Here is a 20,555-nt window from a genome sequence, read left to right as displayed (position 1 = left end):
AGGTGTACGCCGTACACTCGTCAAGGTGAGGGTGCCGTCGAGGACCGTCGGAGCCAGGGAAGGAGCCCACCGCAATGACCCGGCAGGAAGCCAAGGGCAAGGACACGGGGCGAATCCCCCTGAACAGGGACCGGGTCCTGCGTGCGGCCGTCGCGCTCGCCGACACCACCGGCATCGACGCGCTCAGCATGCGCCGGCTCGCCCAGGAGCTGGACGTCGTACCGATGGCCCTCTACAAGCACGTGGCCAACAAGGAGGAGCTGCTCGACGGCATGGCCGACGCCGTCGTCGGCGAGATCGACCCGCCGGCCGCGGGCCCCGACTGGCGGCCCGTGGTCCGCGGGCGGATCCTCTCGGCCCGCCGGGTACTGCTCCGCCACCCCTGGGCGGCCCGGGTCATCGAATCGCGGACCGGCCCCACCCCGGTGCTGCTGGCGTACGTGGACTCCATGGCCGGGCTCTTCCGGGCCGGCGGGCTCTCCGCCGACCTCACGCACCACGTCATGCACGCGATGGGCAGCCGCCTGCTCGGATTCAGCCAGGAGCTGTTCGACACCTCGGGGCCCTCCGGCCCACCGGACCCGGCACTGGCGGCGCGCTTCCCGCACATCGCGGAACTGGCCGCGACCGCCGCCCACGACGACGGCTCCACCGTCGGCGGGGGCTGCGACGACCAGTTCGAGTTCGAGTTCGCCCTGGACCTGCTCCTGGACGGCTTCGAGAACCTCCGCCGCCGGGGCTGGACCTCCGCGCCGTAGGCCGACCCGCTAGGCGGTAGCGGCAGCGGTGACCGGTTGGTGCGCGGTCACCGCCGCCGGGTAGGCGCGCTGGGCCTCGCGGTCCCGGCGCAGCCACCAGAGGGCGCCGAGGACCACCGAGGCGGCGCCGGTGCAGACCCCGATGGTGCGGATGTCGCAGACGGTGAGGAGCACGCCGAAGAGGGCCAGGGAGACGCGGGCCATCGCGCCGTACGTGGTCATGTGGAGGCTGGAGACCCGCCCGCGCACGGCCGCGGGGACGGTGGCCAGCAGGACGGTGGTGTCCAGGGCGATGATGACGCCGCCGGCCAGCCGCATCAGGCCCAGCAGCACCAGGGCCGGGGCCGGATGCCCCGCGAGGAAGAAGGCCGCCCAGGCCAGACCCTGGAAGACGTAGGCCGCGGTGTACGCCGCCAGGTGGCGGCGGACCGCGATCCGGGCGGCCAGGACCGTGCCGATGATGACGGCGATCCCGTCCGTCACGTACAGCGCGCCCAGCACCGCGCCGCCACCGCCCAGTCGGCCGGTGGCGTAGGCGGCGAGCAGGACGTCGTACGCCCCGCCGATGCAGCCCCAGGCGATCCCGATCCACACGACGGAGCGCGCCAGCGGCAGATCGCGCAGCACCCGCAGTCCCGCGGTCAGCTCCTTGCGGAGGGGCTCCCGGGTCGACGCCCCCGGCTCCGCGTACGGCATCGGCCGCCGGGCCTGCGCCAGCAGCGGTACGGCGGCCAGCACTTGCAGCGCGCACGCGACGGCCATCGCCCCGGCGGGACTCCAGCCGGCCAGCGCACCCCCGAGGGAGGCGCCGACGACGGTCATGGTTCCCGAGACGGACCCCAGCCGGGCGTTGGCGGCGGGCCGCGACTCCGGTGCCACCACCCCGTACAGCCACTGCTGGCGGGCCGGCGGCCAGAGGGTGTTGCCGAGGCCCTGGAGCCCGTAGAACGCGGCGGTGATCCAGATCCCGTGGTCGAGGAAGAGCGCCATGCCGAGGACGCAGACGGCCTGCGCGACCATCGAGCCGACGGCCAGGCGCCGCACGTCGAACCGGTCCGCGAGGGCGCCGGCCACCATCATGAACGCCAGCGCGGGTACGGTCCCGATGAGTTCCACGGCCGCCAGTGCGGCGGGCGAGGAATCACGCAGCACCTGGATGAACAGGCTGATCTGCATGACCCACGTCGAGGCCGAGGACAGCGCGCTCGCCGCCCAGAGGCGGGCGGTGCCGTGGGGGCCCGTGTCGGGGCGCGTGATCATCCGGAGCATCCGGAGATTTGATCATGCTCCGCCGATCACACCCGTCGGCGGGTCAGCGCTCGATGATGACCAGGGGGATCTCGCGGGGTGCGGCAGCCGACTGGTGGTCCTCGTAGGCGGGCCACAGGGCGGTCAGCGCCTCCCAGTACGTCTCCCGCTCCGCCGGGGTCGCCGTGCGCGCGCGGGCCTGCGCGGTCAGGGCGCCGACCTGGACGCGGACCTCGGGGTGGGCGGCGAGGTTGCGGTACCAGGAGGGGACCCCGGGCGTGCCGTCGGCCGCGGTGGCCAGGACGATGTGGCGGCCGTCGTCCCGCGCGTAGATCAGCGGGGTGCGGACGGGCCTCCCGGAGAGCCGGTCGAGGGTGGTCAGCAGGAGCGTCGGGACCCCGTGCCACAGGTGTCCGTCGGCGCCGGAGCTGTCCACGTACGCGCGCACGTGCGAGGAGACCTGTCCGGCCGGCGGGTCGGCCGGGCGGTCCCAGTCGACGGACACCGGGGCCTCGGCGCCGGCGTCGGGGTGCGCGGGTGCGTGCTCGCGTGCGCGGGAGGTCGTGCCGGTCGTCTGCGTCGTGGGCATCGGCATCGTCGTCGTCCTTAGGAATCGGCCCCCCGGGGCGCCTAACGAGCATCCATCGATTCTGGATGCGCACCGGCCCGTTCGCACCTCGGGGCGGACCGGAACTCCGGTCCGCCCCGCTCCGCGCCCACCTACGGGAGGTAGCGTTCGAGCGCCCTCGCGCCCTCCTTCTCGATCAGCTTGCGTGCCTTCTCGACCCGCTCCGGGGTCGGGTCCTGGCCGCGTGCCATGACGAGGTCCTCAGGGTCGAACGGGTGCTCCGACCCGGTGTAGAGGTGGGCGGGGCGCTGGGGCTGCTTGTCCGATTCACTGTCCATGGCTACCTCCTGCTGTGTCCCCCTGGCCCCATCCTCCGGCCCGGCCCCCATGAACGCACCTCGGCGCCTCAGGCGACGCCCAGCGCCAGTGCCGCCGTCAGGGCGACGATGGCGCCGCAGATGCTGAGGTTGGCGATCCGGTGCTCCCAGAACACCGCCACGAACTCGCGGATCGTCGCGCTCGGCCAGAAATACCTCGCCGTCGGCGAGCCCAGTACCTGGCCGTTGACCCCGGCCTTGCGGGCCATCATCGCGGCGCGGAAGGCGTGGAAGTTGTTGGTGACCACCACGCAGCGGTAGGAGGGGTCCTCCGCCTCCATGATCGTCCGGCTGAACTGGAGGTTCTCCTCCGTCGTGCGGGAACGGTCCTCCAGCCGCAGGTGCTCCTGCGGTATCCCGCCCTCGGCCATCAGCCAGTCGGCCATCGCCCGCGCCTCCGCGACCTTCTCGTCCGTCCCCTTGCCGCCCGAGGCGAGCATCAGCGGCACCCGTCCGCCCCGCGCGATCTGGGCGTCGTGGATCGCCTGCCCCTTGCGCAGCCGCGAGGCCAGCAGGGGCGGGACCCGGTCGCCGCCGATCAGGCCGGATCCGAGCATCACCACGTAGTCCACGTCCCCGCGCACCTTGATCCGCCCGTAGAGGTAGGCGTAGGCGAGGAAACAGAGGAAGAGGAAGGAGACGTACGCGACGAGGAGGACCACCCCGGCCACCACCGCGTCCAGGGCGGGCGGTCCGGTGTCGGCCGCGACGAAGACGAAGGCGATGAGGAGGAAGATCGCCACGCCCGCCGCGAAGGACAGCAGGTTGCCCGGGCTCCGGCCCTCCTTGCGGACCATCGTCAGGCCGTTGCTGATGAGGAAGACGCCGAGCGCGAGCGTGCCGACCGTGGGGACCACGAAGACCGCCAGGATCACGGCCTCCGCCAGTCCGGGCGGCAGGTGACCGACCTGGAAGAGCAGTCCGACCGAGGTGAAGATGAAAGTGAGGCCCAGGTAGACCGCGTTGCGGAAGCGCCGGCGGTCCTCCCGGAGGCTCACGCCGAAGAGGACGAGGAAGAGAGCAGCGGGTACGAAGGCGTACATGCGGCTCATCGTAAGTTTGAATCCTCCCCTCCCTGAAGGGAGGGGCTTCCTTACCCTCCAGGGTTGATCGGGGATTTCTGGCTCACGCTGCCAGGCCAGGCAGCGCCTGGTCTGGTCTTCCGCGATCAGCACCAGCCGGGTTGAGACCAGCCCGGACCAGCATCAGGCGTGCGGAGTTCTTGTCCCTGGGGGACACGGCTCCGCACACGGTGCAGGCATATGTTCGTTCTGAGAGAGGTAGTGCGTGCTTGGTTCTCGCTCCGCACTGCGCACAGTCCATCGTGGTGTGCGCGGGATGGACAAGGTGTACGGCCCGGCCGTGCTTGCGGCCCATCTCGACCAGGGCCGTCTTGGTGGCGCCGATCGCCGCGTCGGCCGCCTTGCGGGCCATGGTGGACTTGGCGAGGAACTTCGGCTTGAAGTCCTCCACCGCCAGGGCGTCGTGGTCGCGGACCACGCGCTTTGCCCACTTTCTGCCGGTGTCCTGGCGTTGCCGGGCCACCTTCTTGTGCAGCTTCGCGACGTACTTCTTCGCCCGCTGGTATCCCTTCGATCCGGTCTTGCCCTTTGCCGGCTTGCGCCGGGCCATCATCCGCTGATACCGGACCAAGCCAGCGGCGGCCTTCTTCCCGTGCTGGGCATGGGGAAGGTCGTGCGCGTCGGATGTCGTGGTCGCGGTTTCGCGCACGCCCCAGTCGATACCGACCACACGGCCCGTCTCCGGCAGCGGCTGGGTCTCGGCGGGGACGACGAAGGAGGCGTACCAGGCTCCCGTACTGTCCTGGTAGACGCGCACGCTGGACGGGTCGTCAGGAAGATTCCGCGACCACACCACCGTCAGGGCGATGCCGCCGGCCAGGTGTAGCCTCCCGTCTTTGATCCGGAAGCCGCGCTTGGTGTAGTTCAGGGACGGCAGCGCTTCCCGCTTCTTCTTCCACTTCGGCATCCCGGCCCGCTGCCGCACCGGTAACCGATCCTTGACGTCCTTCTGCGCCTTGGCCCGGGACTTCCCGAAATCCCGGATCAACTGCTGCTGCGGAACGCTGGAGCCCTCACGGAGCCAGGTGTTCGTCTTGCGGCCCTCGGTCAGCATCCTGTCGAGCTGCCCCGGACCACACGTCCGCTTGTCCACGCCCTCGGGCCGACGCTTGTTCCACAGGTGCGTCTGCTTCGACTTCGCGCAGCACTCGTTCCAGATCCACCGGCATCGATCCCACTCCGCCATCAAGGCGGCGAGCGCAGTGGACGACACGCGGCCCCAAGGACCCATTTCTCCCCGGCCTGAAGGCCGGGGTCTCCTGGGAGAAGTCCGGTGAAATATGGCCGGTCGGGGGATGGCCGGCGGCCGATCAGCGGCCGCCGTGCGGGGTCCGGCGGACGGCCCGCCCGGCGAGGACGTCGGTCCTGCGGCCGTCCCGTACGACGAAACGCCCGTCGATCAGGACGTGCGGGATCCCGGCCGGCAGCGCGCGCGGCTGCTCGTACGTCGATCCGGCCGCGACCGTCAGCGGATCGAAGAGGACGAGGTCCGCCCGGTGTCCGACGCGCACCAGTCCCCGGTCCGGCAGCCGCAGCCGGGCGGCGGGGCGGCCGGAGAGGTGGGCGACGCACTCCTCCAGGGAGAGGACGCCCAGCTCGCGCACGTAGTGCCCGAGGTAGTGCGGGAAGGTGCCGTAGGCCCGCGGATGCGGTTTCGCGCCCTGGAGGATGCCGTCCGAGCCGCCCGTGTGGACCGGGTGGCGCATGATCGCCCGTACGTTCTCCTCGTGCCCGACGTGCTGGAGGATGCTCGGCCCGAGCCGGTCGCCCAGCAGCAGCGCCCGGGCCGTCTCCCAGTCGGGGACGCGCGTGCCGACGTACGCCCCGTGGGCCGGGTCCGTGGTTCCGGCGATCTCGATCGTCGACCAGTCGACCGGGACCCCGTGGCAGCCGTCGGCGCCCTCCACCTCCAGCGCGTACCGGATCCGCTCGGCCTCGGCGTCGTCCCGCAGCCGGGCGAGGACCGCCTCGGGTCCGCCCTCGTTCGCCCAACTGGGCAGCAGGGCGACCAGGGTGGTGCAGCCGGGGGTGTACGGGTAGCTGTCGAGGGTGATGTCGGCGCCGCCGGCCAGCGCCCCGTCGAGCAGGGCGAGCAGCTCGTCCGCCCGGCCCTCGTTCTCCCCGAAGTTCATCGTGGCGTGCGCCAGGTGCAGGGCGCAGCTGGCCTCGCGGGTCAGCTCGACCATCTCGGCGTATGCGGCCAGGGCGCCGCGGCCGTACGAGCGGTGGTGCGGGCAGTAGTAGCCGCCGTACCGGGCCACCACCCGGCACAGCTCCGTCAGTTCGGCGCCGGACGCGTACATGCCCGGGGTGTAGGTGAGCCCGGAGGACATCCCCACGGCGCCCTGCGCGAGCCCCTCGGCGACCAGGGTCCGCATCCGGTCGAGCTCCGCGGGGGTGGCGGGGCGGTCGCCCCAGCCGACGACGTGCGCGCGGACGGTGCCCTGGGGGACCAGGTAGGCGGCGTTGACGGCGATGCCCTGCCCGCCGTGGGCCCGGTCGAGCCGGTCCAGGTAGCCGCCGACCGTGCGCCAGTCGAAGTCGATGTCCTCGCCCGTGCCGTTCCAGCCGGCGATGGCGGCCCGCACCTCGCCCAGCGTGCGGTCGTCGACGGGGGCGTAGGACAGGCCGTCCTGGCCGAGGACTTCGAGGGTCACGCCCTGCGCGGCCTTCGAGCCGTGGTCCGGATCGCGCAGCAGGGCGAGGTCGCTGTGGGCGTGCATGTCGATGAAGCCGGGGGCCAGGACGAGACCGCGTGCGTCGAGCGTGCGCCGCCCGCCGCCCGCGATCCGGCCGCCCACCGCGGCGATCCGGCCCTCGTGGACGGCGACGTCGGCGATGTGGGAGGGCCCGCCCGTGCCGTCGACGACGCGGGCCCCGCGGATGACCAGGTCCACGGGCTTAGAAGAACGTCCGGACGTACTCCGTGACCGTGCCGTCGGCCTCCACCACCGGGATCAGCGGCCACTTCTCGAAGATCGTGCACGGGTGGGACATCCCCAGCGCCACCCAGTCGCCGACCCGCACGTCCTCGGCGGAGTCGGTTTCCAGCCAGGCGTGCTGGTCGGAGAGCTTGAGCACGCGGATCCCGGTCGCCGGGCGCTCGGCGCCGGTGAGGGGGTCGCGCACGAGTTCCGCCTCGGGCAGCCCCAGGTCGTAGGCGATGTCCCGCTTGCCGGCGTTGACGAAGGCCTGGGTGGGGGAGGGGCGGGAGACCACCTGCGTCCAGAGCCGGAAGGCGGGGCGCAGACCGCCCTCCTCGGGGACCCGGTTGAAGGGGGTCAGGCGGGTGTACCAGCCGTGGTCGTGGGAGACGTACGCCCCCGAGCGCAGCAGCTTCAGGACCGGCCGCGAGAGCTCCGGGATCTCGGCGAACACGTCGGCGACGGCGTCGAACCAGGCGGAGCCGCCCGCGCTGACGACGATCTCCTCCACCCCCTCGAACCGGCCCGCCTTGTCGAACTCGGCCGCCAGGCCGGTGAGCCGGCGCAGGTAGGCGTGCACGGAGTCCGGGTCGGCCCCGGGCACCTCCGCCTCGTACCCGGCGATGCCGACCAGGCGCAGGGTGTCCGTGCCCGCCACGGCGTCGGCGACGGCCCGGCAGTCCTCGTCGCTGCGGGCCCCCGTACGGGCGCCCTCCCCGGCGCCGAGCTCGACGACCACGTCGACCCGCCGCGACCGGCCGGTCAGGGCCCGGTCCATGAGCTGGACCCCGCGCACGGAGTCCACGTAGCAGACGAAGCGGAAGTCGGGGTCCGCGGCGAGCTCGTCGGCCACCCAGCGCAGGGCGGCGGCGTCGACGAGTTCGTTGGCGAGGAAGATCCGCTGGATCCCGAACGCCCGGTAGACGCGGGCCTGGTGGGGGACGGCGGCGGTGATGCCCCAGGCGCCGTGCTCCAGCTGACGGTGGAACAGCTGCGGGGCCATGCAGGTCTTGCCGTGCGGGGCGAAGGCCAGGCCGTGGCGCTCGGCGTACGTGCCGAGGGCGGCGAGGTTGTGGCTCAGCGCCTCCGCGTCGAGGGTGAGCACGGGCGTCGTGAACCCGCCGGTGTAGAGGCTGCGCCGCTCGGCGGTCAGCTCGCCGACGGTGAGGCCCGCCTGCCCGGCGTCCGGGGGGAGTCCCTTGAACCGGTGGTCCACCGGCTCCTGGGCGAGGGCCTGGACGGGGTCGCTGGGCATGTGTGTGGGCCTCCCGGGCATGGCGGTTGTTGCGTACAGTGCAACAGTCGTTGCGTGTGTCGCTGCATGCTGTCTAACATCCCGGGTGACGACGGGTCAACGGGTCCGAGTCCCGGTCGGGGTCCCGGTCCCGGTCCGAGTCCTGGTCCGAGTCCCGGTCCCGGGTCCGGTCCCGGTTCCGTACGGAGGTGCACGGCGTGAGCCAGTCGGTGGAGCGGGCGCTCCGGATCCTGCCTGCCCTGGCCAAGGGCCCGGCTGGCCTCGGCGAGGTCGCCGAGGTGCTCGACGTGCACAAGAGCACGGCCCTGCGGCTGCTGCGGACCCTCCAGGAACACGGCTTCGTCTACCGGCAGGGCGACGGGCGCTACCGGCTCGGGGCCGCCCTCTTCGCGCTGGCCTCGGAGTCCATCGAGAACCTCGACGTGCGCGAGATCGCCCACCCCCACCTGCTGGAACTGAACCGGACCACCGGGCACACCGTGCACCTCGCCCTTCACCAGGACGACGAGGTCGTCTACGTGGACAAGGTCGACAGCCGCTACGCGGTCCGGATGTACTCGCGCATCGGCCGCCCCGTCCCCCTCACCGTCGCCGCCGTCGCGAAGCTGCTCATCGCCGACCTGCCGGAGGCGGAGCGCCGGGCCCTGGCCGCGCGCATCGAGTACCCGGCCTACACCCCCCGCTCCACCCCCGACGCCGACGCGTACCTGCGCGAGCTCGACCTCGTGCGCGCCCAGGGGTGGGCCACCGACATCGGCGGCCACGAGGAGTCCCTGAACTGCCTCGCCGCCCCCGTCCGCGGACCCGACGGCCGTGTGGTCGCCGCGATGTCCGTCTCCGCCCCCGGCGTGGTCCTCTCCGTCGTGGGGCTGCTCGAACTCCTCCCGCTCGTACGGCAGACCGCCGACGCCATCGGCCGCGAGTACTCAGGCTCGGGCCCCGTACAGGAACAGGAAGAAGACAGGCCATGACCGACAAGATCGCGATCACCCCCGCCACCCACACCGACCCGCCCGCGAAGTTCTCGCACGGCGTCCGCAAGGGCAACATCCTCCAGGTCGCCGGCCAGGTCGGCTTCCTCCCGCACGTGGACGGCCAGGAGCCCACGCCGGCCGGCCCCACCCTGCGCGAGCAGACCCTCCAGACGCTGGAGAACGTCCGCTCCGTACTGGAGGCGGGCGGCGCCACCTGGGACGACGTGATGATGCTGCGCGTCTACCTCACGGACACCACGCACTTCGCGGAGATGAACGAGATCTACAACGCCTACTTCGAGGAGCAGAACCTGAAGGCGGCCCCCTCCGCCCGCACCACGGTGTACGTGGGCCTCCCCGGCGACCTGCTGATCGAGATCGACGCCCTCGCGGTGCTCGACGCCTGATCCCCGGTCCCCGGCCTTACCGGGCAGGGGAGTTGGCGTACCGGGGCGTACGTCTCACGTTGTGCGCATAACGGCGAGAACCTTCCACATTCTGTGTATCTTGAGCGCGCTTTATACACACAATGTGGGGGGAACTCTCTTGCGCAAGCGCTCCGTCATAGCCGCGGCCGCCGCCGCCGGCGCCCTGGCCGTCCTCGCCGTCACCCCGGCCCAGGCCACCGAATCCGGCTCGGCCCTGAAGATCCGCGGAGTCCAGTACGACGCCCCCGGCGCGGACTCCAACAGCTGCTCCACGGGCAACACCCGTGACGAGTACCTGACGATCAAGAACTACTCCGCCTCGGTGACGGTCAACCTCAAGGGCTACGTCGTCAGGGACGCCACCGGCAACAGCTACACCTTCACGAACAACCACTACCTGCAGCCCGGTGACTTCGTGAAGCTCCGCGGGGGCAAGGGCACCGAGTCCGACGCGTCCAACGTGGCCTACCGCGGCAGCTGCAACTTCATCTGGAACAACGACCGGGACACGGTCTACCTGAAGACCCCGTCCGGCCAGGGCGCGGACTCCCACGCCTACACGAAGAGCGGCTCCGACCGCGACGGCAACGGGTACGTCACCTTCCACGGCTGACGGGCGCGGACCGGCTCCCTTCGGCGACCCGGGCATTGGGTACCCTCACGGGTGACTTCGGGGCGCCGGCGGGGGCCGGAACGCCGCTAGGCAGGGATGGGTCCTCATGAGCAGCGCACCTTCGGCAGGCATCTTCCAACCGCTCAAGGCGGACGACCCGGAGATCGTGGGGGGCTACCGGCTCGCGGCGGTGCTCGGCGCCGGCGGCATGGGCAAGGTGTACCTCTCGTACACGCCGGGCGGCCGGCCGATCGCCATCAAGGTCATCCGGTCCGAGTTCAGCGAAGACCCCGAGTTCCGGCGGCGGTTCCAGCAGGAGGTGCGGTCCGCGGAGCGGGTCCAGGGGCTCTACACCGCCCCGGTCATCGACTCGGACACCGAAGGCTCCCAGCCCTGGCTGGCCACGGCCTACGTGCCCGGCCCCTCCCTCGCGCACGCGGTGGCCCACCACGGCGCGCTGCCGTCGCGCAGCGTCCTGCTGCTGGCCGTCGGGGTCGCCGAGGCCCTGACCGTCATCCACGGCGCGGGCATCGTCCACCGGGACCTGAAGCCCGCCAACGTCCTCCTCGCCTCCGACGGCCCGCGCGTCATCGACTTCGGCATCGCCCGCGCGGCCGACAGCACCGCCCTGACCAATACGGGCGTCAGCATCGGCACCCCGGCGTTCATGGCGCCCGAACAGGCGTCGACGGGCACGATCACCCCGGCCACCGACGTCTTCGCCCTCGGCCAGATCGCCGCCTTCGCGGCCATCGGGTCCTCCGTCTACGGCGACGGGCCCTCGCACGCGGTGCTCTACCGGATCGTGCACGAGGACCCCGATCTCAGCGGACTGCCCGAGGAGCTGCGGCCGTTGGTGACCCGCTGCCTCAGCCGCGACCCGGCCGACCGCCCCGCGCTGACCGAGGTCATCGCGCTGTGCAACGAAGCCGCGGGCACCGAGCCGCTGCGCCAGGGCGAGGACTGGCTGCCGCGCGCCGTCGCCGGTTCCATCACCGAGCGGGTGCACCTGCTGCCCGCCCCGGCCCCCACCCCGCCGCCGAAGCCGGCCACGCCCGTCCCGACGGAGGTCTCCGCGCAGCCTCCGGCCCCGAGCGCGCCTCCGGCGCCCACCGCGGCGCCCGCGCACGCCGCGCCGACGCAGGCCGCCCCGGCGCGGCCCGGACAGGCGACGGTGCCGACCGGCTACGGGACGCCGCAGCCTTACGCGCAGCCCCCGCGGCAGCAGCCCGCGTACGGGCAGCCCACGTACCCGCAGCCGCCGCGCCCCCAGCCCGCGTACGCCCAGCCCACGTACAGCCAGCCCACCTACGCGCAGCCCGGCTGGGGGCAGCCCGGGTACCGGCCCGCCCCGACCAAGCCCAAGCGGACCGGGCTGATCGTCACCCTGTCCGTCGTCGGCGCGGTCATCGGGCTCGCCGTCCTCGGCTCCCTGCTGCCGGACGGCGACAAGGGGAACGGCGCCGCCGGGTCACCCGGCGGCACGGGGGGCTCCAGCGCCTCGCCGGGCAAGGCCCAGAAGCCCGTCGACCCGCAGCCGGTCTCGTACAAGGGCGTCGACATGCCCGGGTCCCACCAGCTGATGCTCGCGGACAATCCGCCGCGTCCGGCGGAGGACCCGGAGGGCTCGGGCGTGCACTACGGGAAGGGCGACCTCTTCTACTACCGGGACACGACCTTCGGCAAGGACGAGTTCGGCACCGACAACGGAAAGCTGGTCCTGCTGAACAACTCGGAGAAGGGCTCGCTGGCGACCTGCCGCGCGGTGACCCGCTTCACCGAGAAGATCACCCTCGACCAGCTCACGGTCGGATCCGAGGTCTGCGTCCTGAGCGACGCCGGGCACATCGCGGTGGCGACCTACCGCGGCAAGTCGGGGGCGAAGGAGTCGAGCCAGTACATCACCCTCGACCTCACGATCTGGCGCAACGCCGAGGAAGCGAAGAAGGACGACTAGGTCGTCCCCCCTGACGACTAGGTCGTGCCCCCGGAGGACCGGCCGCCGGTCGCGAGCTCGACGAACGAGCGGACCAGCGGGCTCGGGTCGCCCGCCCGCCAGGCCACCACCGCGCGGCTCGGCTCCATGTCCGACAGCGGCACCACGGTCAGGCCCGCTCCCGGATCGTGGTCAAGGAGGGTCATGCCGACCGTGCCGTTCCACAGGACGGCCTGCCGGCATTCCTGCACGGCGCGCACCTGCGGTCCCTCCCGGAGCGTGCCGCCGCTCCAGTACGCCTGCCAGGCGGCGTCGGTGCCCTCCGGGAACCGGAACCAGCGCCGGTCGGCCAGGTCCGTCAGCTCCAGGCGGTCCCGGCCGGCCAGCGGATCGTCGGCACGCAGCAGCGCCCCGACCGGGTCGGCGCGCAGGACGCGTACGGTCAGGCCGGCCGCGTCGAACGGCGCGCGGGTCAGGGCGACGTCGACCAGTCCGGTGCCGAGCCCGCAGGTGGGGTCGGTCAGATCGGCCTCGCGGATCCGTACCTCGGCGCCCGGATGCCGTCGGCGGTAGGCGTCCGCCAGCCGGATCACGTCGGGAGAGGCGCTGTCTCCGAGGATCCCGACGGTGATGCTCGCGGCGCCGGCCGCCGCGGCCACGCGCGAGCGCACCCGCTCGGCGTGGTCCAGGAGGGCGCGCGCCTCGTCGAGCAGCACGGCCCCGACCTCGGTGAGGGAGACCCCGGCGGAGGAGCGGAGGAGCAGCGCGGCCCCGGCCTCGGTCTCCAGCTGCTTGATCGCCCGGCTCAGCGGCGGCTGGCTCATGTGCAGCCGGGCGGCGGCCCGCCCGAAGTGGAGTTCCTCGGCGACGGCCACGAAGTAGCGCAGGGTACGGAGCTCCATGCGGCGACGATACCCGTACGGTATCGAGGCCGCGGAACAGGTCTTGGACGGGCGCGGCGTCCCGGCCGTGGAATGGGACCCATGAACCTCGCCTTCTGGATCACCGCAGGCCTGCTGGCCCTCTTCTACCTCTACGCGGGCGGGGTGAAGCTGGTCCGCGGCCGCGAGGAGCTCCGCCCGATGATGGCCTGGGTGGACAGCACGCCCATGGGGGCCGTCCGGGCCATCGGGGCGGTCGAGGTGCTCGGCGCCGCCGGCCTGCTCCTCCCGCCGCTGACGGGCATCGCGCCCTGGCTCGCCCCGGCCGCGGCCGGCGGATTCGTCCTCCTGCAGATCGGTGCGACCGTGGTCCACCTGGCCTGCGGGGACCGCCGGATCGCCCTGAACGTCACGCTCCTGCTCGCCGCCGCCGTGACCACCTGGCTGGCGGCGGCCCGGCTCTGACGGCGGCGCGGACGTCCGGGCATGGACGTTCGGGCGCGGACGTTCGGGCGCGCGGACGGCGAAGGGGCGCCCCCCTGGCGGTGGGGCGCCCCCGGTTCACACGACGACCGGCGCCGCGAGCACTACGGGCAGTACTGCGCCTGCTTGCCGATCGACCGGTACATGCAGTCCGCGTTCTCCAGGAGCTGCAGCACCGCGTCCTTGTTGCGCGCGGTCTCGCGGTCGATGACCTCGTCGGGCGGGTAGAAGCCGCTGCTGCCCGAGTCCGTCGGGTACATCTCGAAGGTGTAGGCGAAGATCTTCTGGTTGCCCCACAGCCAGTCGTCGATGGTCCCGTCCGTGATGTACAGGTCGCTCGACTGCTCCGGCGTGTAGCCGTTGCTGGCCGCCATGCTGGTGCCGATCTTCTTGTACACGGCCAGGTCGTCCGCGGTCAGTCCGGGCGCGGTGTCGTTGTACGTCCACCCGTACGGCCACAGCACGAGCTCGCTGTACGTGTGGAAGTCGATCGCGGCCGTGATCTGCTGCTTGCCGCCGACCACCCGGCTGCGCACGAAGTCCGAGACCACCTTCACCTCGGGCGCCGACTCGGCGGCCGCGCCCCGGTAGGTCTCGGAGCTCTTGCTGCCGCTGGAGCCGCCGCAGCAGCCCCACTTGTAGTTCCAGTTGCGGTTCTCGTCCGTGCCGACGTAGGAGGAGCCGGCGTTGGGCTGCCGGTTCTTGCGCCAGGAGCGGTAGGAGCCGGAGGCGATGTCGTACTCGCCGCCGTCCGGGTTGAGGTCCGGGATGATCCAGATCTCACGGCCGTTGACCATGTTGGTGACGCGCGAGTCCGTCCCGTACTTGGAGCCGAACTCCTTGAGCAGGTACAGGGCCATCTCGACGGTCAGGTGCTCACGGGCGTGCTGGTGCGCCGTGAAGAGCACCTCGGGCTCGGCCTCGTCGGTCGCGACGTTGTCGCTGATCTTGATCGCGACGAGGTCCCGGCCCTGGTAGGACTTGCCGATGACCCGCTTGCTCATGAGGGCGGGGTACTGGGCGATGCGCTGGTCGATCTCCGCGCTCGCCTCGGCGTAGTTGTGGTAGAGCGCGTCCTTCGACGGGAAATCGTTGATCCCGGCGGCGATGTCGCGCGCGTCCCGGCGGTCCGGCGGCCCGGGCAGCGCGGTCAGCTTGTAGCCGAGGGCGCGCAGCTTGGTGGCCTGCATGGTGTCGGCGCTGACGACGACCGAGCGGGTGTCCACCTCGTCGATGGAGGCGCCGGTACGGAGCAGGGCGGTGCGCTCGACCGCGGTGGCCGGGCCCTGGATCTCGTACTGGACGATCGCCTCGTCCTGAGTGGCGGTCGAGGGGGTGGGCGGCGGGGCTGCCGTCGCGCTCAGGCCGTAGGCGGGTGCGCCGAGCGCGAGCGCGAGAAGGGCCGCCGTGACGGCGGCCCTTCGGCGGTGGTGGAGCCGCATGCGTTTCTCCTGGGTGGGAGTGTGGGGGTAGCCGTGCGGACGCGCACAGCGTGCTCTCGTGGCATGTCCGGGTCAAGAACCCGAAACCGGCCAATCGGCCATCCCCACACACCTACCTGCTACGGCAGCCCGTGGACCTTCGGACCCACCGCGTTGGACCAAGCGCTACCCGCTTTGGCGTCCCAGTTGGTCGACCAGGTCATCGCGCCGCGCAGACCCGGGTAGGTCTTCGCGGGCTTGAAGGTGCCGCAGCTCGTGCCCCGGGCGAGGCAGTCCAGCGCGTTGTTCACGATGGTCGGCGAGACGTAGCCGCTGCCCGCGCCGCTGGGGGAGGCCGGGACCCCGATGCCCACCTGCGAGGCGTCGAGCCCGCCCTCGAGCTGGATGCAGGCCAGCGCGGTGAGGAAGTCCACCGAGCCCTGGGAGTAGACCTTGCCGTCGCAGCCGAGCATCGCGCCGCTGTTGTAGTACTGCATGTTGACGACGGTCAGGATGTCCTTCACCGCGAGAGCCGTCTTGAAGTAGCCGCCCTGCGTCGACTGCATGTCGATGGTCTGCGGGGCCATGGTGAGGACGAGCGAGGGGCCGGCCTTCGCGGCCAGGGCGCGCAGCGCCTGGGTCATGTAGGTCGGGTTCAGGCCGTTCTCCAGGTCGATGTCGATCCCGGTGAAGCCGTACTCCTGCATCAGGGCGTACGCGGAGTTCGCGAGGTTGGTCGCGGACGTCGAGTCGTTGACCGAGATCGTGCCCTTCTCGCCGCCGATGGAGAGGATGACGGACTTCCCGGCCGCCTTCTTCGCGGCGATGTCCGCCTTGAACTGCGGGACCGTGTAGCCGCCGAGGCCGGCCGAGTCGAGGTTGAAGGTGATGCCGCCGGGCGTGCTCGTGGCGTCGGCGAAGGAGACGGCGATGATGTCGTACTGCGCGGAGACGTCGGAGATCTTCTGGACGGTCGCGCCGTTGTTGAAGTTCTGCCAGTAGCCCGTCACCGCGTGCTTGGGCACCGAGGGGTTCGGGTTGCCGCCCCCGCCGCTCGTGGTGGTGCCGGGGACGGCCGCGCCCTTCACGCCCTCGCCGGCCGCGTTGTACGCGCTCACCTGGAAGGAGTACGTGGTCGACGCGGCGAGCCCGGTGATCTGCGCGGAGGTGCCCGAGGTCACGGTCTGGACGCGGACGCCGTCCTGATACACGTAATACCCGGCGGCCCCGCTGACCGTGTTCCACGAAAGGGTGAGTCCGCTGGAGCTCTGGCCGGAAACGGCGCTGCCGGACGGTGCGCCGGGGATGGTCGGCGAGGGGTCGGTGCCGCCTCCGCCGTCGGGGCCGAAGACGCTGAACTCGTCGACCACGAAGCCCGGCTGGCCGTACCAGCCGTGGGTGTAGACGGTGACCTGGGTGGTGCTCGGGCCGGTGGTGAAGGTGGTGGACAGCTTCTGGAAGCCGCCGCCGGTGCCGGGGGTCCAGGTGGAGACGTCCTGCGTGCCGGTCCCGGTCGCGCCGAGGTACACGTACGAGCCGTTGACCTGCTCGCTGAGCGTGTAGGTCGAGCTCGGCTTGACGGTGACGACCTGGCTGCACCGGGCGTTGTCCTGGCCCGACGGGGTGGCCTTGAGGGCGCCGGCCCCCGCGAAGACGGGGGAGGAGACGACGGCGCCGCTGCCTGAGGTGCAGGTCCAGTTGGCGAGGCCGGACTCGAAGCCGCCGTTGCGGACGACGTTGACGTCGGCGGCCTGGGCGGTGCCGGCGGCCAGGGCCGTGAGCCCGCCGGCGGCGAGGGTGACGGCGAGCGGGACGGCGAGGGAGCGTATGCGGTTCACGTGGGCTCCGGTGGGGGGAGTGGGGATGTGAGAACGCGTCAGAACTGGTTCCGGGGGTAGGTGCGGGGCAAGTGGGGTGCCCCGCAGCCAAGTTGGTCTAGTCCAATGTCCATGTCAAGAGTGTTTGCAGTATGGCTTGAACTGATCGCCCCGCACGTCGTCTCGCGATCCTTGTTGTCCGGATTTTCCCGCCCTCCGTGACACGTGCCCGTGGCACGGGAATGCGCAAGGCCCTGCCCTGTCAGGAAGGACGTGGATATGGTGCTGGGGCAAGGGGGAAGGGTGTTGATCGTTTGCGGTCGCGCAGCATGCGCGCACCCGCCGCGGTCAGGGGAACGCCCGTGGATGACGGGGTGAACGGGGGGATGCGCGTGCCGATCGCCATTGCTGTCACCAGCGCCGATCTGGTGCTGCCGGCCCCGGACCGGCACACCCCGGCCGCAGCCGTACTCCCGCCGCCCGAGGAGCTCGACCTCGAGGGCGCGCTCGCCCAGACGACCGGCCTGCTGGAGCGCCACGGCCACCTGGTGGTCCTCGTACCGACCTGGCTCCGCGTCTCCGCCGTCCGCCGCCTGCACACCGTCCGGGCCATCCTGGAAACCGACCGGATCGCGCTCGTCGACGTCGATCTCCCGCCGCTGGGCTTCGCCCTGCTGGTGCGTCAGCTGCGCCAGCTCAGCGTCTGCGACTTCAGCCCCGGAGTGCTCGCCTCCGCCGCCCGCCTGCTCGCGCACTACATCTACGCGGGCGCCCTGCTCGGCTCGGTCGCCAAGCTGGACCGGGTGCCGGTCGGGCTGAAGGCGCACGCGAGGTCCTGGTCCCCGAACGCCCAGTTCGCCGTACTGGCCCACCCGGCCCCGCACCTGGTGAAACTGGGCTCGGGCTCCGGCGGAACCCACGGCGGCGGCGCCACGCTCCCCCCGGGCCCCGACTTCGCCACCCACCTCACCTTCGCCCGCGGCCAGCTCACCTCCGACTGGGTGGCCTCCGACCTGGCCCCCGCCTGGCGGGTCCAGGGCGTCATGGAGAACCCGCTGCCCGCCGACTCGGCCGCCTGGTGGGCCACACCGAAGCTCGTGGAGTTCGCGGCCGCCATCCCGGACCCCTCGGTGCTCTACCAGCTCGTCGCCTCGGTCCGCCGCGAGGAATGCCGCTGGTGCGGCTTCGAACTCATCGGCGACCGCTGCGGTTTCTGCGCCGCCCCGCTCCTCGCACCGGCGGCCCCGCCGCCGACGGCCTCCGCGCCCGCCGCATCGGCGCAGCTGCGCACCAGATCCAGATCCAGACACTGACCGGCCCGAACGAATGAAGAACGGCGAGGTAAGACGGCCATGAACTCACGCCAGCGCCGCGGCGTCATCCTGCTGATCCTGTCGGTCCTGTGCGCCCTCGCCGCCTTCGGTGGAGTTCTCGTGGTGATGGGCGACGTCAACTCCAAGGTCGGCAAAGAGGTCACCGCCTACCGGGTGAAGGGCGACATAGCCCCGTACACCCCGCTGGCGCCGGGCCAGTTCGAGGAGGTCACGGTCCCGAAGCGGTGGCTGTCCGGGACCGCCGTCACCGACCTGGCCGTCCTCAGGGACAAGCTGGCGCTCACCTCCCTGAAGAAGGGCTCGCTCCTCCAGAGCGACATGTTCGTCGACAAGCCGAAGCTCCAGGCCGGGGAGCAGGAGATCGCCATCATGATCGACGCCTCCACGGGCGTCGCGGGCAAGATCACCCCCGGTGCCAAGGTCAACATCATCGGCACCTACAAGGGCAAGAAGCCCACCGACCCGGACCTGTCCGTCCTCATGGTGGCCAACGCCCGCGTCATCAACGTCGGCAAGCTCACCCCGCTCGACCCCAAGGACGCGGACAAGAAGAGCCCCACCGACGCCGTCCCGATCACCTTCGCCCTGTCCACCAAGGACACCCAGCGCGTCGCCTACGCGGAGTCCTTCGCGGTGCACGTCCGCCTGGCCCTGGTGGCCCCCGGCACCAACTCGGCGCCCAACCCGGGCGACCACTTCTACACCCTCGAAGGGGACAAGTGAGGCGCCGATGACCACTCGCATCCTCCCCGCGGTCGGCGACCCGGAGTCCGCCCGCGTCATCGCCACCCTCCTCAGCCAGCTCCCGGGGGCCGAGCCGGCCGCTCCCGTGCCCGACTCCACCTTCCTCCTCGACACGCTCGCCCGGCTCGCCGCCGAGTCGATCGACGAGCTGCCCGAGGTGGTCCTCGTACACGAGCGGATCGGTCCGCTCCCCGTCCTTGACCTCGTCCGCGAGGTCGCCCTGCGCTTCCCCGCCGTCGGCGTCGTCCTCGTCACCTCCGACGCGAGCCCCGCGCTCTTCTCCGCCGCCATGGACTCCGGCGCCCGCGGCCTGATCGGCCTGCCCCTCGCCTACGAGGAGCTCGCCGCCCGCGTCCAGGCCGCCGCCCAGTGGTCCGTGGGCGTACGCCGCCACCTGGGCCGGGGCCCGGAACTGCCCAGCGGCCCGGGCGGCAGGGTGGTCACGGTCACCGGGGCCAAGGGAGGGGTCGGAGCCACCTTCGCGGCCGTGCAGTTCGCGCTCGCCGCGGTGGCCGCGGGCCGGCGCACGGCCCTGGTCGACCTGGACCTCCAGGCCGGGGACGTCGGCTCCTACCTCGACGTGCAGTTCCGCCGCTCCATCGCCGACCTCGCCGGCATCCAGGACATCTCCCCGCGCGTCCTGTCGGACGCCGTCTACGACGACCGCACCGGCCTCGCGCTGCTCCTGGCCCCGGCCGACGGGGAACGCGGCGAGGAGGTCGACGACCGGGCCGCCCGGCACGTGATCGCCGCCCTGCGCGCCCGCTACGAGCTGGTCGTCATCGACTGCGGCACCCAGATGACCGGCGCCAACGCGGCCGCGGTCGAGCTCGCGGACGTGGCCGTCCTGGTCACCACCCCGGACGTGGTCGCGGTACGGGCGGCCAAGCGCATGGTCCGCATGTGGGAACGGCTCCAGGTGAGGAAGGCCGAGGAGACCACGATGGTCGTCAACCGCTGGTCCAAGCAGACCGAGATCCAGCCCGCGCTGATCGAGAAGATCACCAAGACCCGGTCGGTACGCACCCCCGTGCCGGCGGCCTTCAAGGAACTCCAGGCCGTCGTCGACGCGGGCCGCGTCCAGGACCTCGACAACCGCTCGACGGTCAAGCAGGCCCTGTGGACGGTGGCGGGCGAACTGGGCCTGCTGACCGCCCCGGAGGCAGCACAGGAGACCCAGGCCGCCACCGCCGCCGCCACCGAGCCCGGTGCGGCCCTGGCCGTACGCGGCTCCGGGCCGGTGGCCCGGCTGCGCGGCCGGGGTGACCGGGGCGCACTCGGACCGTGGTCGCGGCGCGGGCGGGAGGGCTGAGGGGTGGCGGGTCGAGGGGTGGCGGGACGGAGACGGTTCCGGTGGCGGGAGCGGGGTGACGACGGGCAGCTCGTGATCGAGTTCGTCGGCATGCTGCCGTACATCCTGCTGGCCGTGGTGGCGGTCTGGGAGATGGTGCTGATCGGCTACGCCTTCTCCCTGGCCGGGAACGCGGCGGACGAGGCGGCGCGGGCCGGGGCGGTGCACGGAGCCGGTGCGTGCCAGGAGGCCGCGGGCGAGCACATCGGCGGTGCCTGGACCATGGGCGCGACCTGCGGGAGGTCGGGCAACCTCTACAAGGCCGAGGTCCGTCTCAACCTCCCGATCCTGTTCCCGGGGTTCAACATCGGCGTCCCCATCACCGGCACGGGCGGCTCCCCGTACGAGGAGGAGGAGTGAG

General features: G+C 72.0%; 20 protein-coding genes. 10 read left to right on the top strand and 10 right to left on the bottom strand.

The features are described 5' to 3' along the window. Positions 1 to 74: 74 nt before the first annotated feature. Positions 75 to 758, top strand: coding sequence for a TetR/AcrR family transcriptional regulator (locus ACFYYB_RS15880; RefSeq protein WP_389435807.1), 684 nt, complete (start codon positions 75 to 77; stop codon positions 756 to 758). A gap of 9 nt (positions 759 to 767) precedes the next feature. Here ACFYYB_RS15880 and ACFYYB_RS15875 read toward each other — a convergent pair whose 3' ends face one another. The 7 genes from ACFYYB_RS15875 to ACFYYB_RS15845 form a co-directional block, all read right to left on the bottom strand. After that, positions 768 to 2,018 carry an MFS transporter gene (locus tag ACFYYB_RS15875; RefSeq protein ID WP_389435806.1) on the bottom strand — a complete coding sequence of 417 codons (1,251 nt, stop codon included), beginning with the start codon at positions 2,016 to 2,018 and terminating at the stop codon, positions 768 to 770. A gap of 52 nt (positions 2,019 to 2,070) precedes the next feature. Continuing rightward, the gene (locus ACFYYB_RS15870; protein ID WP_389435805.1) at positions 2,071 to 2,601 is read right to left on the bottom strand and encodes a nitroreductase/quinone reductase family protein; all 531 of its coding nucleotides are present in this window, start codon (positions 2,599 to 2,601) and stop codon (positions 2,071 to 2,073) included. Positions 2,602 to 2,726: 125 nt separating this feature from the next. Beyond that, entirely contained in the window at positions 2,727 to 2,912 is a 186-nt protein-coding gene (locus tag ACFYYB_RS15865) for a hypothetical protein (protein ID WP_389435804.1), read from the bottom strand. A 68-nt stretch (positions 2,913 to 2,980) separates the two neighbouring features. Then, the gene (locus tag ACFYYB_RS15860; protein ID WP_389436215.1) at positions 2,981 to 3,994 is read right to left on the bottom strand and encodes a YdcF family protein; all 1,014 of its coding nucleotides are present in this window, start codon (positions 3,992 to 3,994) and stop codon (positions 2,981 to 2,983) included. An 82-nt stretch (positions 3,995 to 4,076) separates the two neighbouring features. Continuing rightward, the gene (locus tag ACFYYB_RS15855) at positions 4,077 to 5,264 is read right to left on the bottom strand and encodes an RNA-guided endonuclease InsQ/TnpB family protein (RefSeq protein ID WP_389435803.1); all 1,188 of its coding nucleotides are present in this window, start codon (positions 5,262 to 5,264) and stop codon (positions 4,077 to 4,079) included. Positions 5,265 to 5,343: 79 nt separating this feature from the next. Further along, complete coding sequence (locus ACFYYB_RS15850) at positions 5,344 to 6,930, bottom strand: amidohydrolase family protein (RefSeq protein WP_389435802.1); 1,587 nt, start codon at positions 6,928 to 6,930, stop codon at positions 5,344 to 5,346. 4 nt (positions 6,931 to 6,934) lie between these two features. Beyond that, positions 6,935 to 8,212, bottom strand: coding sequence for an amino acid deaminase (locus ACFYYB_RS15845; protein ID WP_389435801.1), 1,278 nt, complete (start codon positions 8,210 to 8,212; stop codon positions 6,935 to 6,937). A 197-nt stretch (positions 8,213 to 8,409) separates the two neighbouring features. Here ACFYYB_RS15845 and ACFYYB_RS15840 point away from each other — a divergent pair, with 197 nt between their 5' ends. From ACFYYB_RS15840 to ACFYYB_RS15825, 4 genes are all read left to right on the top strand, one after another. After that, positions 8,410 to 9,183, top strand: coding sequence for an IclR family transcriptional regulator (locus tag ACFYYB_RS15840; protein ID WP_389435800.1), 774 nt, complete (start codon positions 8,410 to 8,412; stop codon positions 9,181 to 9,183). Further along, entirely contained in the window at positions 9,180 to 9,593 is a 414-nt protein-coding gene (locus tag ACFYYB_RS15835) for a RidA family protein (protein ID WP_389435799.1), read from the top strand. Before ACFYYB_RS15840 ends, ACFYYB_RS15835 begins: the two co-directional genes overlap by 4 nt. Positions 9,594 to 9,732: 139 nt before the next feature. Continuing rightward, a complete protein-coding gene (locus tag ACFYYB_RS15830; protein ID WP_389435798.1) occupies positions 9,733 to 10,227 on the top strand; it encodes a lamin tail domain-containing protein in 495 nt (164 codons plus the stop codon). A gap of 106 nt (positions 10,228 to 10,333) precedes the next feature. Beyond that, complete coding sequence (locus ACFYYB_RS15825; protein ID WP_389435797.1) at positions 10,334 to 12,184, top strand: serine/threonine protein kinase; 1,851 nt, start codon at positions 10,334 to 10,336, stop codon at positions 12,182 to 12,184. A 17-nt stretch (positions 12,185 to 12,201) separates the two neighbouring features. Here ACFYYB_RS15825 and ACFYYB_RS15820 read toward each other — a convergent pair whose 3' ends face one another. Next, positions 12,202 to 13,065 (bottom strand): LysR family transcriptional regulator, encoded by an 864-nt coding sequence (locus ACFYYB_RS15820; RefSeq protein ID WP_389435796.1) that lies wholly within the window; start codon positions 13,063 to 13,065, stop codon positions 12,202 to 12,204. An 81-nt stretch (positions 13,066 to 13,146) separates the two neighbouring features. On the opposite strand from ACFYYB_RS15820, the gene ACFYYB_RS15815 reads away from it, so the two are divergent. Continuing rightward, complete coding sequence (locus ACFYYB_RS15815; protein WP_389435795.1) at positions 13,147 to 13,509, top strand: DoxX family protein; 363 nt, start codon at positions 13,147 to 13,149, stop codon at positions 13,507 to 13,509. A gap of 122 nt (positions 13,510 to 13,631) precedes the next feature. Here ACFYYB_RS15815 and ACFYYB_RS15810 read toward each other — a convergent pair whose 3' ends face one another. Both ACFYYB_RS15810 and ACFYYB_RS15805 read right to left on the bottom strand, forming a co-directional pair. After that, the gene (locus ACFYYB_RS15810; protein ID WP_389435794.1) at positions 13,632 to 14,969 is read right to left on the bottom strand and encodes a M14 family metallopeptidase; all 1,338 of its coding nucleotides are present in this window, start codon (positions 14,967 to 14,969) and stop codon (positions 13,632 to 13,634) included. A 119-nt stretch (positions 14,970 to 15,088) separates the two neighbouring features. Continuing rightward, positions 15,089 to 16,786, bottom strand: a complete 1,698-nt coding sequence (locus ACFYYB_RS15805; RefSeq protein WP_389435793.1) for a chitinase — start codon at positions 16,784 to 16,786, stop codon at positions 15,089 to 15,091. A gap of 365 nt (positions 16,787 to 17,151) precedes the next feature. On the opposite strand from ACFYYB_RS15805, the gene ACFYYB_RS15800 reads away from it, so the two are divergent. From ACFYYB_RS15800 to ACFYYB_RS15785, 4 genes are all read left to right on the top strand, one after another. Further along, positions 17,152 to 18,078: a hypothetical protein gene (locus tag ACFYYB_RS15800; RefSeq protein ID WP_389435792.1), complete on the top strand. Its 927-nt coding sequence runs from the start codon at positions 17,152 to 17,154 to the stop codon at positions 18,076 to 18,078. A 39-nt stretch (positions 18,079 to 18,117) separates the two neighbouring features. Further along, positions 18,118 to 18,822, top strand: a complete 705-nt coding sequence (locus ACFYYB_RS15795; protein WP_389435791.1) for a Flp pilus assembly protein CpaB — start codon at positions 18,118 to 18,120, stop codon at positions 18,820 to 18,822. Positions 18,823 to 18,829: 7 nt separating this feature from the next. Continuing rightward, positions 18,830 to 20,155 (top strand): CpaE family protein, encoded by a 1,326-nt coding sequence (locus ACFYYB_RS15790; RefSeq protein ID WP_389435790.1) that lies wholly within the window; start codon positions 18,830 to 18,832, stop codon positions 20,153 to 20,155. A 72-nt stretch (positions 20,156 to 20,227) separates the two neighbouring features. Then, positions 20,228 to 20,554, top strand: a complete 327-nt coding sequence (locus tag ACFYYB_RS15785) for a pilus assembly protein (RefSeq protein WP_389435789.1) — start codon at positions 20,228 to 20,230, stop codon at positions 20,552 to 20,554. Position 20,555 lies beyond the last annotated feature (1 nt).

The organism is Streptomyces sp. NPDC002886, from assembly GCF_042888445.1.
GTDB lineage: Bacteria > Actinomycetota > Actinomycetes > Streptomycetales > Streptomycetaceae > Streptomyces.
The sequence above is the reverse complement of the archived record's forward strand: the minus strand, read 5'-3'. Positions and strand labels throughout refer to the sequence as shown.

Coding starts and splice junctions, on each gene's coding strand:
- ACFYYB_RS15790 (WP_389435790.1), top strand. CDS start 18,830: ATGACCACTCGCATCCTCCCCGCGGTCGGCGACCCGGAGTCCGCCCGC.
- ACFYYB_RS15845 (WP_389435801.1), bottom strand. CDS start 8,212: ATGCCCAGCGACCCCGTCCAGGCCCTCGCCCAGGAGCCGGTGGACCAC.
- ACFYYB_RS15795 (WP_389435791.1), top strand. CDS start 18,118: ATGAACTCACGCCAGCGCCGCGGCGTCATCCTGCTGATCCTGTCGGTC.
- ACFYYB_RS15860 (WP_389436215.1), bottom strand. CDS start 3,994: ATGTACGCCTTCGTACCCGCTGCTCTCTTCCTCGTCCTCTTCGGCGTG.
- ACFYYB_RS15810 (WP_389435794.1), bottom strand. CDS start 14,969: ATGCGGCTCCACCACCGCCGAAGGGCCGCCGTCACGGCGGCCCTTCTC.
- ACFYYB_RS15835 (WP_389435799.1), top strand. CDS start 9,180: ATGACCGACAAGATCGCGATCACCCCCGCCACCCACACCGACCCGCCC.
- ACFYYB_RS15880 (WP_389435807.1), top strand. CDS start 75: ATGACCCGGCAGGAAGCCAAGGGCAAGGACACGGGGCGAATCCCCCTG.
- ACFYYB_RS15865 (WP_389435804.1), bottom strand. CDS start 2,912: ATGGACAGTGAATCGGACAAGCAGCCCCAGCGCCCCGCCCACCTCTAC.
- ACFYYB_RS15875 (WP_389435806.1), bottom strand. CDS start 2,018: ATGATCACGCGCCCCGACACGGGCCCCCACGGCACCGCCCGCCTCTGG.
- ACFYYB_RS15800 (WP_389435792.1), top strand. CDS start 17,152: ATGCGCGTGCCGATCGCCATTGCTGTCACCAGCGCCGATCTGGTGCTG.
- ACFYYB_RS15855 (WP_389435803.1), bottom strand. CDS start 5,264: ATGGGTCCTTGGGGCCGCGTGTCGTCCACTGCGCTCGCCGCCTTGATG.
- ACFYYB_RS15820 (WP_389435796.1), bottom strand. CDS start 13,065: ATGGAGCTCCGTACCCTGCGCTACTTCGTGGCCGTCGCCGAGGAACTC.
- ACFYYB_RS15870 (WP_389435805.1), bottom strand. CDS start 2,601: ATGCCGATGCCCACGACGCAGACGACCGGCACGACCTCCCGCGCACGC.
- ACFYYB_RS15825 (WP_389435797.1), top strand. CDS start 10,334: ATGAGCAGCGCACCTTCGGCAGGCATCTTCCAACCGCTCAAGGCGGAC.
- ACFYYB_RS15815 (WP_389435795.1), top strand. CDS start 13,147: ATGAACCTCGCCTTCTGGATCACCGCAGGCCTGCTGGCCCTCTTCTAC.